Genomic DNA, 17,218 nt, shown 5'->3' with positions numbered 1-17,218 from the left:
ACGTCGCCGGTGCAGGCGACATCACACACGCAACAACAGGAGTCCTATTATGGCGATCCCCGCGTATTTATGGTTGAAAGATGACGGCGGTGCTGACATCAAAGGGTCTGTCGATGTGCAGAACCGGGAAGGCAGCATCGAAATCGTGGCGCTGGAACATGCGCTGCATATTCCGACGGACAACAACACCGGCAAGCTGACCGGAACCCGCGTGCACGCGCCGCTCGTGTTCACTAAAGAAGTCGATGCATCCACCCCGTATTTGTATAAAGCGGTCACCTCAGGCCAGACCCTGAAATCGGCGGAAATCAAGTGGTACCAAATTGATGACGCCGGTCAGGAGAAAGAATACTTCACCACTAAACTGGACAACGTGAAGGTGGTGAAAGTGGCGCCGCTGATGCATGACATCAAAGATCCGACCAAAGAGAAGCACAACCATCTGGAACGTGTGGAGTTCCGCTACGAGAAAATCACCTGGACGTACAAAGACGGCAACATCATTCACTCTGATGCCTGGAGTGAACGTTCGACCGCGTAACGTAAAGGGCGGACGGGGTTAACCCGTCTGCCGTTTTTTTCTTTTTTACATGATAGCGGGTGTCATAAGCCCCGCGATGAAAACCCGCAAAAACAGGACAGATCATGACCTTATGGGCCTCGGTATCCGGCTATGGGCGGTAGCGTACCCGAAATGATCGGGAAGCAAGCAGGAGAAAACATGAACAACGCAATACCGGCGATCATCTTTGATCACAGTCGCTACAAACTGAACGTGCGGAAGAATACCGCGCCGCTGGATGTCGTGGCGTTTAGCGGGCAGGAATATTTAAGTCAGCCCTTTTGTTACACCATTGAATTCACCAGCCCGGTGAAGGATATCGAACCGGCGCAGATGCTGATGCAGGACGCCGCGTTTACCCTGACGTCGCCGGCGATTAATCCGGGGATGCGGGGCATGCCGGTAATACCGCCAGCCCCGTTGCGCACGATCTACGGGGTGATTAGTGGATTTAAGCTGTTGTCCACCTCGCATGATGAAAGCCGTTATGAAGTGACCCTGGAGCCGCGGCTGGCGCTGTTGTCGAGAAGCCGCCAGTCCGCGATTTATCAGAAGATGTCGGTGCCGGAAATCGTAGAAAAAATCCTGCGTGAACGTCACGGTTTTCGCGGGCAGGATTTCTTATTCACCCTGGCGTACCCCTACCCGAAGCGGGAGCAGGTGATGCAATACGACGAAGATGACCTGCGTTTTATACAGCGACTGCTGGCGGAAGTGGGGATCTGGTACAAACTGACCGCGGACGATCGGCTGAAAATTGACGTGGTGGAATTTTACGACAAGCAGCGCCACTACCAGTTTAATGTCTATATGCCGGCCCGCCCGCCGTCAGGCATGCACGGCGGGGAGGAAGACGCGGTATGGGGCCTGGAAACCGCGCATCAGGTAGTCGAAGGGAAGGTGTTGACCCGGGATTACAACTACCGTGACGCGCTGACTCAGTACGGGATGGATACCGGCGTGGATGTGACGCGGGGCGATGAGACCCTGTATGGCGAAGCGTACCATTACCGGGATAACTACCGGGTACTGGGTAACCGTTATGCGCTGGAGCCGGCAGTGGAAAGCGGGGTGTTCTATGCCCGGCTGCACCATGAACGTTACCTGAATCGACAGACCCAGCTGCGGGGTTTGACAACGTCTGCGACCCTGTTACCGGGCCAGGAGTTGAAAGTCAGGGGGGAGGCCCCGGAAGCTTTCCGTCAGGGGGCGGTGATAACCGGCATTAGCAGCAGTGCGCGGCGGGATAAAAGTTTTGAAATGGCGTTCACTGCGATCCCCTACGCGGAAAACGTCTGTTTTCGGCCTGAATTAATCCCCAAACCCCGGATAGCGGGCACGTTGCCGGCGAGGGTAAGCAGCAGCACCGTGAACGACGTGTACGGGGATATTGATAAAGACGGGCTGTATAAAGTGGCGTTTGACTTTGACCGGGCGGAATGGCCGCAGGGGGGAGAAAGCCTGTGGGTCCGTCTGGCCCGCCCTTACGCGGGCGACACCTACGGTTTTCACTGGCCGCTGCTGGAAGGGACCGAGGTGGCGATTGCGTTTGAAGGGGGCGATCCGGATAGGCCCTATATCGCCCATGCGTTGCATGACTCAAAACACCCGGATCACGTCACCCTGTACAACTACAAACGCAACGTCCTGCGTACCCCGGCGAATAACAAACTGCGGATGGATGACGAACGCGGTCGGGAGCACATCAAACTGAGTACCGATTACGGCGGTAAAAGCCAGCTGAATCTGGGACATCTGGTTGATAGTCAGCGTCCGCATCCGGATAAACGGGGGGAAGGTTTTGAACTGCGGACCGACGACTGGGGAGCGATTCGGGCCGGAAAAGGATTGTTTATCAGTGCGGATAAACAGGCCAACGCGGGTGGTGAAGTGTTGGCAATGCAGGCGGCAATCAGTCAGTTGCAGCAGGCGCAGGCGTTAACCGAAGCCTTACGCGGCGCGGCGGAAACGGCCAAAGCTGAACTGGCGGATTTACAGCACCAGAAAGCGTTATTGAGTGACACGTTAACGGAACTGAGAAAATCGGCGTTGTTACTTTCCGCCCCCGAGGGTATCGCTCAGACGACGGCGAAAAGTCTCCAATTTTCTGCCGGGGAAAATGTGATTGCTACCAGTGGGAAAAACACCGATTTCAGCGTGCTGAAAAAATTCACGGTGGCCGCCGGAGGAATGATCAGCCTGTTTGCGGAAAAGCTGGGGATCAAACTGTTTGCCAGTAAAGGGCGGGTAGAGATTCAGGCGCAGGGTGATGCGATGGGATTGGAGGCGTTGAAAGATATCACGGTGAGCAGCCATGAGGGCAAAGTGATTATCAGTGCTAAGGAAGAGATCCTGCTGGCCTGTGGGGGCGGTTATATCCGTATTGGCAAGGGTCAGGTGGAAAGTGGTGCGCCGGATCACATTATCCAGCGGGGCGCGGTATGGCAGAAGTTCGGTGGGCAACGGGTTAGTCAGGCGGTACAGCAATGGCAAACCGCCAGTTATGCTGTAACGCCGAAGGTTGTTCAGGGTTATAACGTTTCTCCATTAGCCAGTCAGGATATGCAACTCCATGCCGAAGATGACGGCGTGCAGGCATTATCAACTGCACAGGATGGGAAAAGTTCCCAGCAAAAACAGATTGGTGTGGAAATCAGTAAATTGAGAATAAAAGACGAGGAGTAAATTTTGAGCGAACCGATTGAAAATGAGATTTATGTTCAGCCTGAATATGACGAATCTGGCCGCCCTTATTACAACATCCCGAATGCCAGAATTGAAGAAAACTTGGTCGCGGTCTGTGTGAAATATGCGACTAAAGTGATCCCGGTGATTTTCCTGCCGGGGGTGATGGGGAGTAACTTAAAATCGACAGAGGGTAAGTCAGTCTGGCGGTTAAACGCGATATATAGCCCAGAGGTTTTACTTTGGGGGCTTAAAGGCGCTTCTTACAGGAAAAAAACATTAGCTCCCGGCAAAACAGCGGTTGATGGTTCCGGGGCTATCACGTTTGACCACACCGAAAAGAATAAATTTCCCAGTTGTCGGCAGCGGGGTTGGGGAGAAGTGGCACATATGAGTTACGGGGGGTTTTTGCCCTGGCTTCAGGATGTGTTGGATGATGAGCGCCAGGTGTTTGAATATTGCATAGAAGGTAAGGGGAGGAAAACGCTCCGGCAGCAAATGATCGAGATGGATCTGGATGCGGAGCGGGGTGAAGAGCCGCTGACACCAGAAGAGGTTAAACACAGTTATCGCTTTATGTATCCGGTGCATGTGATGGGCTATAACTGGCTGCAATCCAATGCGGATTCGGCGAAGAGGTTGGCGGAATATGTTGATAAGGTTTTAGCCTTCTATGGTAAACGCTGTGCAACCAAGCAGGTAATTTTAGTCACTCACTCTATGGGCGGGTTGGTTGCCCGTCATTATTCAGAAAAACTGAATGGTCGGGATAAAATTTTAGGGATTGTGCACGGCGTGATGCCGGATACCGGTGCTCCAACAACTTATAAAAGGATGAAAACCGGTGAAGATGGTATGACAGGGCTGGTTGTCGGCAGTAATGGCGCGGAGATGACCGCTGTGATGGCCCAGTCGCCCGGTCCTTTACAACTGTTGCCGGGAAAGGCGTATGGTAAAGGCTGGTTACATATCGCGGATGGTAAAATTACGCACAAGCTGCCTCAATTAGATCCTTATGAGGAGATCTATCTGGAAAAGGATCGCTGGTGGGGATTATGTGAAACCCGGTTTTTAAACCCGGATAAAGAAGATAAATGGAAAGATAATGAAAGTTGGAATAATTATACGGCCATTATAAAGAAAAAAGTTAGGCCATTTATTGAAGAATTAACTGGTAATTATCACCCTAATACCTATGCCTTTTATGGTGCCAGTGAGAAACATCCATCGTATGGGATTATTTCCTGGCAAAAAGGGCATCGTTATTATTCTAGTTATAGCTATGATAATCTTTTAGAAAAGCAGGAGGATTATTCCGGTATGACATTTAATCAGCCGTTATATGATCCTGCTAATCAGGAAGCCGGTGTAACACGTACGGTTCGTTTTCTTGTTGGACCCTCCTCATGGGATTATAAAGAAAAATATTTTGTACTGGCATCACCAAATGAGAAAGGGGATGGTACAGTGCCGGTACAGGCGGGTCGTATTAAAGCCAGAAGTTTACGTAGCCTGCTGGCAACTGAGGTGGATCATGAAGGGGCGTATAAAGAGGATAAAGAAACTAAAGATAGCAAAGCCCGGTTATTTACCCTGCGTGCAATTGTGAAGATGGTTCAGGGGGTGAAAATTGAATAAGAAGAATGCCTTATTTATTTTAGTGGTTACCTATATTCTGTGGTGGTATTTTCCTGCCCCTTATCATCACCCTATTTTAACTGAGAAGGAAAAGCGAATGACGACCGAACTGTTAGCAAATATGCAAACCCGTTGTGTGGGCCGTTATCTGATTGATATCCCCGCAGCATTTGGCAATATCCTCCATGATGCGATATTTATTGGTGATGCAAAAATAGAAACCAAACGTTTATATCTGCCTGCCTTTGAACAACGGATACAGTTAAGGGAGCAGGAATTAAAGACGACTAAAACTGTCAATCCGAAAGATATGCCCTTTTTGAAAAAAGTCTATCGCCTTGAAGGAAATCTAAAAGGTGTGATTTTCGATAGAAATGAAAATATTGATGAACCTGGTTTTGGGAGAGTACTGGAAGCGCATTTATATAGTAATGAGGTTGCTTTTATCATCACAATGGAATTTATTGAGCTGTCAGATGATAAGTATAAAGCAGACAGAGATGATTATATCCGAGGTGGATTTTCTGAAAGGGAATATAATGAGTTGTATCAAACTCTGGAAAGAATGAATAGACTTCTTTCCAGAATCAGCGGCAGAAAGGACACAGAAATCCCCACGATAGCAGGAACCTGTATTCCTGACGGATTTATTGCTGGTAGTAGTAATGAGAAAGAGAATATAACCTTTGTCTATCAGGGAAATGAAAGTGACCATTTTAATTTCAGTATTGAAATACTGAATGATCTTAAAGAGAAAGACAATATGCTGGATCGTATTGGTGGAATGGAAGGGATGTTATTAGCTATGCGTGTCAAGACAATAAGGAAAGGGAAGCGGAAAATTAACGGTACTCATACGGAGGAAATTTTAGCGGCAGGTTCGGAAGGGATGCAGTTGGAACCTGAAACGAAGATCCCCCGGTACATGTTTAATTTAATTGCCAATGNNAGACCTTTCGTAAAAGACCGGGGGCTTTCGGCGAGCGATGAAAATACGCTTTAAATTAACTCCCTTATAGGGATATAAGGGTAAAAAATAGGGTAGAAATATAAAGATAATGCGTAATTTTCAGTCGTCAAGATGGTTAAAGAGGTGAAAATTGAATAAGAAAAATGCCTTATTTATTTTAGTGGTTACCTATATTCTGTGGTGGTATTTCCCTACCCCTTATCATCACCCTATTTTAACTGAGAAGGAAAAGCGAATGACGACCGAACTGTTAGCAAATATGCAAACCCGTTGTGTGGGCCGTTATCTGGTTGATATCCCCGTAGCATTTGGCAATATCCTCCATGATGGGATATTTATTGGTGATGCAAAAATAGAAACCAAACGTTTATATCTGCCTGCCTTTGAACAGCGGATACAATTAAAGGAGCAGGAATTAAAGACGACTAAAACTGTCGATTCGAAAGATATGCCCTTTTTGAAAAAAGTCTATCGCCTCCAGGGGAAACTGCATGGTGTAATTTTTGACAGAAATAATAATGTTAGTGAACCTGGTTTTTCACGAGTATTGGAGGCGCATTTATACAATAATGGCGTTGCTTTTATTATAGAAATGCCATTTACAGAAATATCAGATGATAAATATAGCTATTCAAGAGACCTTTCTATAAAAGCTGGACTGACAGAAAGAGAATATAAAATGCTTTATCAAACCTTGGAGAAAATGAACAGACTTCTCCCCAGAATCAGCGGCAGAAAGGACACAGAAATCCCCACAATGGCAGGAACCTGTATCCCGGACGGATTTATTACTGGTAGTAGTAATGAGAAAGAGAATATAACCTTTGTCTATCAGGGAAATGAAAGTGACCATTTTAATTTCAGTATTGAAATACTGAATGATCTTAAAGAGAAAGACAATATGCTGGATCGTATTGGTGGAATGGAAGGGATGTTATTAGCTATGCGGGTCAAGACAATAAGGAAAGGGAAGCGGGAAATTAACGGTACTCATACGGAGGAAATTTTAGCGGCAGGTTCGGAAGGGATGCAGTTGGAACCTGAAACGAAGATCCCTCGGTATATGTTTAATTTAATTGCCAATGAAACACTAGGAGATTATAAAAATCCCTTTGTTAGTATTGAGTTGAAGAATGATCGGGAATCGCCAACGCCATATAGTCAAAATGAACTGGTAGCATTTTGGGATGCGGTAACGAAGACCTTTCGTAAAAGACCGGGTGCTTTCGGCGAGCGATGAAAATACGCTTTAAATTAACTCCCTTATAGGGATATAAGGGTAAGAATTCGGATAATATAATAAAAATCAATGTGTTTTTATATTCAGCTTTCATAATTATTCAGACAATGAAAATTGAATATAAAAAGGGATTATTGGTTTATTGATTGTTGAGGTTTCTCTCTTTGTGAGAGGTCAAGAATTTTAAAAATAACTCATTGATGAGGGGGATAATATGATTCAACTTGATTATTGGGATGCGGCCTTATTCGCCTCCGTTTTCTTATTATATTACACTTGGCCGGTTATTACAGTTCTTGATGCGTTGGTTATTTATCGGATAATTAAATGCATTAAACAAAAGAAATACACGCGGGCGTTACTCTTGATTTTTGTTGCATTGTTAATGAGTAGCTCTCTTGTTTTTATAATGATATGGTCAAATTTATATGGGTGAACGGATGGAAATAAATAAGTGTTTTAGGTTTAATCGTGAAGATGGTTTAGGCGGTGAAAGTAAAATAACTGAGTTTATTGTCTATGGTATTTATTCTCCTCTGGGATGAGGGTGGGTGGTTTTGAAAATAATTAACCTATGAGGGAACCAATGGTGATTAACTTTGGTTTTTGGGACTCAATACTTGCCTATGTTGTTCTCTTTATATATTACACTTGGCCGGCAATTGTACCCATTGATGTATATATATCCTTCATCTTTCAAGCTGCTGCTTTGTTGGCTATTTTCACTCACCCCAGTCACATAGTTATCTATACTCCTGGGGATTCGTTCACTTGCCGCCGTGCTGCAACTCGAAATCTATTAGGTATATAATTTATCAGATTATTAAGTGCATTAAGCAGAAACAATACAAATGTATGCTATTTTTGACTCCTGTTGCGGTGATAATTAGTGGTTCCTTGGTTTTTGTTTTAATTATATGGCTGCAAGGGTGATAATATTGATGTCAAAATTAATGGCAGGATTTTTAGAGATAAAATGTTATCTCAGGATGCATTGTTATTTATTGCGTAATCACTCTGATAGTTAATGAGGTGTGTCATTATGTTTGGTGTTATTTATTTGGCTAATGCAATTAACCCGGGTATTCATTTAATTGTGATGCACAATGGCTATTGCTCTGTTTTAAATTCCATTTTTCATAACAATATGAGGTCATTATTATGAGCTGGCCCATTCCTGAAATACCTGAACTCAAATCAGTAGCGCCTTTGCGCTATCGGTTATGGTTTGTCGTTTTACTGTTAATACTGGTTGTCGGTACACTCGTTTATGCTTTTCTAAAAGACACCACCGATTTCTTGCACGCCGCGATTTATAGCAGCTTACCGTCCTTCCTGGTATGGCTGATGTTATTCGGCGTGGTGCTGAACCGCTATGAGCAATATTGTACCGCCGCGCAAGCCTGGGAAGCCGCCAGTGCGGAAACTCGTTTCCAGTGGCAGCAATGGAGCAGAAAACAACTGGCTGTGGTCGGCAATATTATTCTGACGCCTGAACAGCAAGGTATGGCATCGCTGTTAGGTGACTCGAAAGATATTCCTGTCTTTCCTCATCGAGGGCGGGCGCTGTTTTTATCGTCGAAAGATAACCGGCAATTATTGGATGAGCTTGATCGTGAGCTTGAGAAACAATGTCCGGGTTATCGCGGCTTTTTACACCGGATTTATGTTGCCTCTGTCGCTTCCGACGACTGGCTTTCTTATCAATCGTCGGTATACCAACAGTGGGATCTGCTCCCCATTCAGGCAGAAAACAGGGATGAGATCGATAAGTTATACAAAGAGGCGGCTTTTGAGGGGCTGATAATGGTTCTTGCCTGCCAACGGTGGCCGCCTGGCGGTGATAAAAAGGCATACAGCGAATTTGTGTTTGCTCAGTTACTCTCGTCGCCGGCATTTGCCACTCAGAAAAAGCTCAATGTCTTGGCCGGTATGGGGCGGCCTTTACCTTCGTTACCGGGAGAAATAATAAAAGATCTGCCTATATTATTTGAATATAACCGTATTGATAAAAAGAGTATGCGACACCTTTGGGTAACGGGTGTCCCTAATAATGTGCTGACTGAACTGGCGATTCACAGCTATGAGCACGCGCTCAATTTCTCCCCGGAAAATCTAATTCATTTAATTGATCACACGTTTGGTCCGCCAGGGCCGCTGTCCGTGTTTTTGACCTCAGCCATGCTGACTGAGGCCATTGGCCTGACGAATAGCGATCATATAGTTGTTAATCAATTACCCGAGGGTAGCGCTGTACTTTATTTAATGACGAAGGAGTTACACCGATGAAAATAAGTCGTGATCATCACTATGGCTACTGGGGATATGCTTTTTTTATCCTTAGCGTTGCCGGGATATTTTTCCTGCTGATTTATTTTAATCAAGCATTGCTGGCGGAAAATGGTCTGCTTAAACCCGCGTGGTATGCCTGTGCCACGATTTTCCCGGCCATATTAATCGGTTTATTCGGGAATACTGTCTGGTGGCATATCCGGCAGAATAAAATGCAACAAAAACTCAGACCTGAAACCGAAGGAACAAAAATTTCCCCCAGCCAATCCGCTTTGATACTCAATGAATTAGGCGCCCGTCTGCACCGTCGTTACGGGTGGCTCTGGGGGTACAAGGTACGTATTTTGCTGGTGATGGGCGAGGTGGAACAGGTGGAGGCGATTGCGCCGGGGCTGACCACACAACACTGGCTGGAGGGCTACCGCACCCTGTTGTTGTACGGCGGCAGTTTACAAGCCGAGCCGGATGCCGCCCAGCTGGCGGCCCTGCGCCGGTTGCGTCGTTACCGGCCACTCAATGGGGTGGTTTGGGCGCTGACCGAAAACCAGAGTGCTGAGCCGGTCTTGATGGATAAGGCGCTGCGGATGTTGCAGAAACAGGCCCGGCAGTTACGCTGGCAGGCGCCGATTTATCTGTGGCAGGTGTGCCACAGCATCTGGTCGCAGGAAGAGAGGTTGACTCAGCCGGTGGGCTGCTTTTTTCCTGAACGTTGTTCGCCGGAAGACGTGACCGCCCAATTGCAGCTGCTCATTAACCCGATGCGCAAACAGGGGATGCAGCAATTACTGGCGAAGACCGCCCATGATTTTCTGTATCGGCTGGCGTCGACTTTAGAGCAAAAGGGCATGACCCACTGGCGTCAGGTGTTGACCCCGCTGTTACAGGAATATGCCGACGCGGTCTTGCTGCGCGGTCTGATGTTCAGTTTGCCGGTCAGCGTGCACAAAGACGGCGCGCCACAGAGCTGGCTGCCAGATCCGGTGTGGCAGGGGGTTCTCAGTGACAGCCGGAAAGCCCCCGGCAGGCGGATGGGGGTGATTCGAAAACGGCAGGTTTATCACGGCCTGATGGCGCTGGCGCTGTTGTGGGGGGCCGGCAGTCTGCTGTCCTTTTTCACCAACCGCGACCAGATAGCGGTGGTCCAGGCGGCCGTGGCCGGCCTCAACGTCCATCCGGCGGCGTCTGGTGCCCAATTGCTGGCCTTAAAAGCCCTGCGCAATGAAGTGGGCCGGTTGCAATCCCGGGTCGAACACGGGGCACCCTGGTATCAGCGTTTCGGTCTGGATCAGAATGCGGCGCTGCTGACGCGGGTGATGCCGGCTTACACTGAGCGGAATAATCGGCTGATACGGGATAAAGCGGCGGCGTTATTGCACCAGAAACTGAGCGCACTGGTGGCTCTGCCCCCGGCCAGTCCGCAGCGTCTCAGTCGGGCGCAGGCCACGCATGACCAGCTTAAAGCCTATCTGATGATGGCGCACCCGGCGAAAGCGAATGCGACGTTTTTAACCCGGATACTCAGTGACAATGAACCGGCCCGTGCTGGTGTGGCTGCCGGGGTGTGGCAGAGTACGGCCCCGGATTTATGGGATTTTTACGCGCAAAATCTGTCTGCCCATCCGGAATGGCGGATAACCGCGGATACGGATTTAGTCAGGCAGGTGCGCCAGATATTGCTGACACAGATAGGGCGGCAGAATGCCGAAGCCGGGCTCTACCAGCAGATGCTGCAATCCGTCGGGAAGGATTATGCCGACCTGACCTTAAGGCAAATGACCGGCGACACGGAGGCGGAACGGTTGTTTACCACCCCGCAGGGGGTGCCGGGGATGTTTACCCGTCAGGCGTGGGAAGGGCAGATACAAAAAGCGATTGATAACGCGGTGGCCTCACGCAAGGAAGCGATTGACTGGGTGCTGAGTGATAACCGTCAGGCGGTCCCGGCCGCCGTCTCACCGGCAGAGCTGAAAGCCCGCCTGACCGCGCGTTACTTTACCGATTTTGCCGGAGCCTGGCAGGATTTTCTCAACAGTCTGCGCTGGCATAAAGCGCGTAATCTGGCCGAGGTGACAGACCAGTTAACCCTGATGGCGGATGAGCGCCAGTCCCCGCTGATAGCGTTGATGAACACCGTGGCGTATCAGGGCCAGGCGGGGCAACAGGACCCGGCGTTATCGGCGTCACTGATGAAATCCGCTAAGGCGTTGCTGAATAAAACGGCGGTCCCGGTGATTGACCGGCAAGCCCGCGAACTGACCGGGCCGATGGACAGCACCTTCGGTCCGTTACTGGCGCTGATGGGGAAAAATAATCCGCAAAGCGGGATGACGGCGGACACCCCTCTCAATTTGTCCACCTTTCTGACCCGCGTCACCCAGGTGCGCCTGAAACTGCAACAGATGACCACCAGTGATGACCCGCCGGAGAGGGCGAAGCGGCTGGCCCAGACAGTGTTTCAGGGAAAAAGCGCGGACCTGACGGAGACGCAGGGTTACGGCCGTCTGATGGCGGCCAGTCTGGGCTCACAATGGAACGGTTTTGGTCAGGCGGTGTTTGTTCAGCCGTTAACCCAGGCGTGGCAGGGGATACTGCAACCGTCTGCGGCCAGTCTGAATGCGCAGTGGCAGACCGCGATAGTGGCGAACTGGAATACGGCCTTTGCCGGGCGTTACCCGTTTGCCAACGGAGACAGCGACGCCTCGTTGCCGATGCTGGGGCAGTTTATCCGGCCGGACACCGGGCGGATTGAGCAGTTTCTGACCCGTGAGTTAGGCGGGATATTGCATAAAGAGGGGAACCGTTGGGTACCGGATGAGGTGAACAGTCAGGGATTGCATTTTAACCCGCAATTTCTGCAAGCCGTGTCCCAGCTCAGTCAGTTATCGGACCTGCTGTTTGCCGATGGCAGTCAGGGGTTGAGGTTTGACCTGCGGGCGCGAGCGGCGCGGGATGTGGTGGAAACCGACCTGACGATAGACGGGCAGAAATTACGTTACTTCAACCAGATGGAAAGCTGGCAGCGTTTTCGCTGGCCGGGTGACACCTACAAACCGGGGGTGATGCTGACCTGGACGAGTGTGAATGCGGGGGCGCGTTTGTTTGGCGATTATCCGGGGAACTGGGGGCTTATCCGCTGGCTGGCGCAGGCGAAAGCGGAACAACTGGATGAAAGCCGCTATCAACTGACGTTTGTCGCGCCGGACGGATTGCTGCTGACCTGGATTTTGCGCACGGAAATGGGCCGCGGGCCGCTGGCGTTGCTGAAACTGCGGGGATTTAGGTTGCCGGAAAACCTCTTTGAGGTCGCCCCCGACCATGACATGAACATGTCAGTGACCGATGACGGGGAGGAGTGATGCTGCAACGATTGATCATGGCCTGTCTGGATGGGCGTGATGTGCCGGCACTGGCTCGTGAACAGGCCGGACGGTGGGAAAAGTGGCTGGCCCCCATTACCCCGGATAACCCAGTGGGTATGGACCCTGGCTATGACGATGATTTTCAGCGTCTGCGTGAAGAGGTCAACAAACTCAGCGGCATTGATACCGCGCTTATCGGTGAACTGGCGGAAGCATTGCTGACTACGCATTGTAAAGATGTCCGGGTAGCGACCTATTATGTGTGGGCGCGTCTGCATCAGGAAGGGGAACGTGGCCTGGCGGAAGGGCTGGGATTATTGGTCGCACTGACAGACCGTTTTGGTGATGGGCTGCTGCCCAGGCGCGCCGGCAGTCGTAAAGCCGCGCTGGAATGGCTGATGGGAACCAAAATTCAGGACAGTCTGTCGCTTTATCCTGAAGTCAATCGGATTGATTTCGAACACATTCTGGCGTCGCTAGCATTACTGGAACAGGTATTTGCTACCTGGGATGAGGATGCTCGTCCCTCGCTGACCGGATTGGTAGGCATACTGGAAAAACGGTTGGATCAGTCGGGTGGGGTGGATGCGTTGGTGCCACAAACGACCGCTCAGGCGCCATTACCGGTGATGCAAGACAATCCGTCCCCCCGGAAGGCATCGCCGGTATGGCGTCCGGTCCAATCCGGACGCGACTTGCTGGAACAGGCTCGTGAATTGGCGCGCTATTTGCGTGACCAGCCGCGAGGGTGGTTATCCAGCCACGCCGCATTGTCGTGGTTGGGGCAATTGCCGGGTATCAATGGGGCGCGTCACCGTTGGTTACAGCGCTTGTTGATGGCGCGAGTCGCGGAACAATACGGCAGAAATGAAGTCGCTCTGCATCTGTTGACTGAGTTAAACGCCGATGAGTCACAACGTCTTGGCGAATGGGAGCCGGCCCTGATGTTTGAGGTAAAAGCGAGTCTGCTTAAGTTGCTGCGGATGAAAGCCCAGCGCAGTGAACAGGATAAGGCACAGATGGCTCAACGTATGGAGACCCTGTTGGAGGGACTGGTCGCGATTGACCCGGTTAGAGCCGCGGTGCTGTGCGGCTGATCTATTTTTTATTCCCTTTCTTGAGGACAATGTGATGGATGATTTAACCCTGCGCTATTACGAGGCAGAAATGCGCTACCTGCGTGAAGCAGGCAAAGAGTTTGCTCAGGCTTATCCCGATCAGGCCGCGATGCTCAATCTGGATAGGGTCAGTATCCGTGACCCTTTTGTGGAACGTCTGCTTGAAGGCTTTGCTTTTTTGATGGGGCGTCTGCGCGAAAAGCTGGATGATGACCTGCCGGAGTTAACGGAAGGGCTGGTCAGTCTGTTGTGGCCGCATTATTTGCGCACCATTCCTTCTATGTCGATTGTTGAGCTGGCCCCGGATTGGGCGCAGATGAAAAAATCCGAGCCGGTGGAAAAGGGATTTGAAGTGCTGTCGCAGCCGATTGGTCTGCACAGAACCCGCTGCCGCTATACCACCACTCAGGCGGTTCAACTGTTGCCCCTGTCACTCACTGCGGCCTCTTTTCAGGCTGAACCGGATGGACGTTCTGTTATCCGGCTGCGTTTTGACTGTGGGACGATGGTGGATTGGCGTCAGGTTGATTTGCGCTGTTTGCCACTGTATCTGAATGCGGATAGTCCGCTGGCCTGTGCATTGCATCGGGCGTTCACGCTTCAGACACAACAGCTTTATCTGCGTCTGCCCGGCCAGCCTGATCGGCAGCCGTTTGATGGCGGGTTCTCACCGCTGGGATTTGGCGACGCGGAAAGGTTGTGGCCGAAAGGGGAAAGTGCATTCAGTGGTTATCAACTGCTGCTGGAGTATTTCACCTTCCGGGAAAAATTTATGTTTGTGGCGCTCTGTGGACTGGAAACGCTGACGATCCCCGACAGGACACCGTGGTTTGAGCTGGAGGTGGCGTTGAGTGAAAGCTGGCCCGGTGATCAGCCGTTTTCTGCGGAGAATATCCGTTTGCACTGCTCTCCGGTCATTAACCTGTTTTCGCTGGAGTCCGACCCCTTGCGGTTGTCACCGCTACAAACTGAATATCTGCTGCGCCCGATGCGCCTTCAGGACGGGCATATCGAGATTTATTCGGTGGATGCGGTAGTGTCTTCGGAACGTGTTGGTCATCAAACGTATGTGCCGTTCAGTAGTTTCCGCCATAAAGGGGGCATGATGCGGCATGAGGCACCGGAACGTTACTACCATACCCGGGTGAAACGGGGGCCCTCAGGGCTGTATGACACTTGGCTTATCCTGGGTGGGGAGGATTTTGATGATGATAAACCGTATGCAGAAAACCTGTCACTGACCTTAACCGGCACCAATGGACAGCTGCCTCGCCGGGCGTTACAGGATACGCTGCTGGATACGGCGATTAATCCGCCACTGGCGGGACTGATCGTGCGTAATCTGTGTGAGCCGACATTGCCCTGTTATCCGCCGAACCAGGACCGCTTCCATTGGCGGATACTCAGTCATCTCGGCTCCAACTTTCTCAGTATGATGGATAACCCGGACGTGCTGCGCGGCACGCTGGCGCTGTATGACTGGACCGATAATGAGATGAATACCCGTCGTCTGGCTGCGATTGTGGCGGTGAAACATGCGCTTATTGAGCGGTTTGAACAGGGGTATCTGCGACGGGGTGTGCACATTGAAGTCACGCTGGATAGCCAGGGGTTCTCCGGCACCGGTGATATCTGCCTGTTCGGTGAAATGCTCAGTCGCTTCTTTGCCCTGTACACCGATATCCATCTGTTTAACCGGCTCACGTTGATTTTGCAACCCACAGGGGAACGACTGTTATGGGAAGAAAGACACTGCACGCGCATTCCCGGCTGATGGCCACACTGAAAGCCAATATATCGACCCTCGATTTCTACTCATTCTGTCAGGTAATGGAGCGGGCTGTCCCTGACCGGCCACCGCTGGGCAGTACAGATAACCCTGCCGATGATGTGATACGTTTCCGGCCTCATCCGGGGATGGGCTTTCCGGTTAGCGAGCTGAAAGCGATAGAAACCGACCCCGAATGCCCGGACCGTCCACCGACAGCCAGAACCACGTTTATGGGGCTGTACGGGGTGGATTCTCCGTTGCCGACCGCTTATCTGGATGATATTACCCAGTGTCAGGAAGGGCATGAAGCGATTGAAGCCTTTCTGGATATTTTCAATCACCGGACATTCACTCAGTTCTACCGTATCTGGCGCAAATATTCCTCCTACCCAGCAACCTTTGCGGCTGGGGGAACGGATGGGACGTCTCAGTGTTTGTTGGGGCTGATTGGCTTAGGCATACCGGGCAGTCGGCAGCATATTACGACGCCGGTGTCCCGTTTTTTGGCGCTGCTCAGTGTGATGCGTCTGCCGACGCGTACCGCCGAAGGCGTCTCGGCACTGGTGACGTTATTGGCCCCGAAGACCCGTACTGTGGTAACACCTTGTTGCCCACGGCAGATCCATCTGATGCACCCGGCAGGGTTTTCAGATATGCAGCAGATTTCTCTGTCGCAGCGCACGGTGCTGGGCAGAATGGGCATCGATATTAACAGTCAGCTATTGGTGGTACTGCACACGGATTGTTTGGAGGACGTGCAAGGCTGGCTGCCGGGTGGGCAGTTGCACACTGATTTTCAGGTATTGCTGCGGGTTTATCTGGGCTGGCGTTACCCGGCCAGATTGCAATTAACTCTGCCGACACGGATATTGCCGCCACCAGTATTGGGGGGCCCGCCCGTTCAGTTGGGGTTGACCGGTGTGTTAGGACTCAAGGCTGAACAACATCTGACGACAGTGCCTGACAACATTACCGTGAATGTGGGGAATTATCGGGGCATTACGCCAGACAACCATGAAAATAAAGGAGGACACCATGTTAACTATGTCTTTTTATAAAACCGTACCGTTGATAGCGGCGATAACACTGTTGCTGACTGGCTGCGGCTTGACTCAGACAGTGACCGATGGTGCGGTCTCGGTCACGCAATCCCTGTTCTATCAGCAAATCAAGACGCTGCATCTGGATTTTATCCCACGGGCTGCGGTCAATACGGATGGGGGGGAAAGTGTTGCCCTGTCTGTCCCCACACTGGTACGTGTCTATCAATTACGGGATAACAAAGCGATAACCGCGGCGGATTATGCAGACTTGTTGAATGAAGGTGACCGGGTACTCAGTGCCGACTGTTTGGCGAGTCAGGAGGTGGTGGTAAAACCGGGCGGTCATGCGTCTCTGGATATGCCGATGGCCGCTCAGGCGAAATACGTGGCGGTGGTGGGGCTGTTTAGAATGCCAGACCTGTCTAAAGGGACTTGGCGCCGGATAATAAAACGTCGTGAGTTGTTACCGGATAAGCCTCGAACTATTGAGCTGAATACCGATGGTCTGACCCTGTTACCTGAGAAGGAATGAATGAGATG

The 17,218-nt window shown here is 50.7% G+C and carries 11 protein-coding genes; all 11 read left to right on the top strand.

What is annotated here, in order from left to right:
* The first annotated feature begins 49 nt into the window (after positions 1-49).
* Positions 50-541: an Hcp family type VI secretion system effector gene (locus KZ793_RS04390; RefSeq protein WP_225813835.1), complete on the top strand. Its 492-nt coding sequence runs from the start codon at positions 50-52 to the stop codon at positions 539-541.
* A 180-nt stretch (positions 542-721) separates the two neighbouring features.
* A complete protein-coding gene (locus KZ793_RS04385) occupies positions 722-3,247 on the top strand; it encodes a type VI secretion system Vgr family protein (RefSeq protein ID WP_225813833.1) in 2,526 nt (841 codons plus the stop codon).
* Positions 3,248-3,250: 3 nt separating this feature from the next.
* Complete coding sequence (locus KZ793_RS04380) at positions 3,251-4,885, top strand: esterase/lipase family protein (RefSeq protein ID WP_225813831.1); 1,635 nt, start codon at positions 3,251-3,253, stop codon at positions 4,883-4,885.
* A 97-nt stretch (positions 4,886-4,982) separates the two neighbouring features.
* Positions 4,983-5,888 (top strand): T6SS immunity protein Tli4 family protein, encoded by a 906-nt coding sequence (locus KZ793_RS04375; protein ID WP_225813829.1) that lies wholly within the window; start codon positions 4,983-4,985, stop codon positions 5,886-5,888.
* Between the two features lie 97 nt (positions 5,889-5,985).
* A complete protein-coding gene (locus tag KZ793_RS04370; protein WP_225813828.1) occupies positions 5,986-7,095 on the top strand; it encodes a T6SS immunity protein Tli4 family protein in 1,110 nt (369 codons plus the stop codon).
* Between the two features lie 1,161 nt (positions 7,096-8,256).
* A complete protein-coding gene (locus KZ793_RS04365; RefSeq protein ID WP_225813826.1) occupies positions 8,257-9,384 on the top strand; it encodes a hypothetical protein in 1,128 nt (375 codons plus the stop codon).
* Positions 9,381-12,743, top strand: coding sequence for an ImcF-related family protein (locus tag KZ793_RS04360; RefSeq protein WP_225813824.1), 3,363 nt, complete (start codon positions 9,381-9,383; stop codon positions 12,741-12,743). The genes KZ793_RS04365 and KZ793_RS04360 overlap by 4 nt, the downstream gene beginning before the upstream one ends.
* Positions 12,743-13,843 carry a TssA family type VI secretion system protein gene (locus KZ793_RS04355; RefSeq protein ID WP_225813822.1) on the top strand — a complete coding sequence of 367 codons (1,101 nt, stop codon included), beginning with the start codon at positions 12,743-12,745 and terminating at the stop codon, positions 13,841-13,843. Before KZ793_RS04360 ends, KZ793_RS04355 begins: the two co-directional genes overlap by 1 nt.
* A gap of 34 nt (positions 13,844-13,877) precedes the next feature.
* The gene (tssF, locus tag KZ793_RS04350; RefSeq protein WP_225813819.1) at positions 13,878-15,638 is read left to right on the top strand and encodes a type VI secretion system baseplate subunit TssF; all 1,761 of its coding nucleotides are present in this window, start codon (positions 13,878-13,880) and stop codon (positions 15,636-15,638) included.
* Positions 15,602-16,693: a type VI secretion system baseplate subunit TssG gene (tssG, locus tag KZ793_RS04345; protein ID WP_225813817.1), complete on the top strand. Its 1,092-nt coding sequence runs from the start codon at positions 15,602-15,604 to the stop codon at positions 16,691-16,693. The genes tssF and tssG overlap by 37 nt, the downstream gene beginning before the upstream one ends.
* Positions 16,671-17,210: a type VI secretion system lipoprotein TssJ gene (tssJ, locus tag KZ793_RS04340; protein WP_225813815.1), complete on the top strand. Its 540-nt coding sequence runs from the start codon at positions 16,671-16,673 to the stop codon at positions 17,208-17,210. Before tssG ends, tssJ begins: the two co-directional genes overlap by 23 nt.
* Positions 17,211-17,218: the final 8 nt, after the last annotated feature.

It is taken from the genome of Photorhabdus antumapuensis, from assembly GCF_020387775.1.
GTDB classification, from domain to species: Bacteria; Pseudomonadota; Gammaproteobacteria; order Enterobacterales; family Enterobacteriaceae; genus Photorhabdus; species Photorhabdus antumapuensis.
The sequence above is the reverse complement of the archived record's forward strand: the minus strand, read 5'-3'. Positions and strand labels throughout refer to the sequence as shown.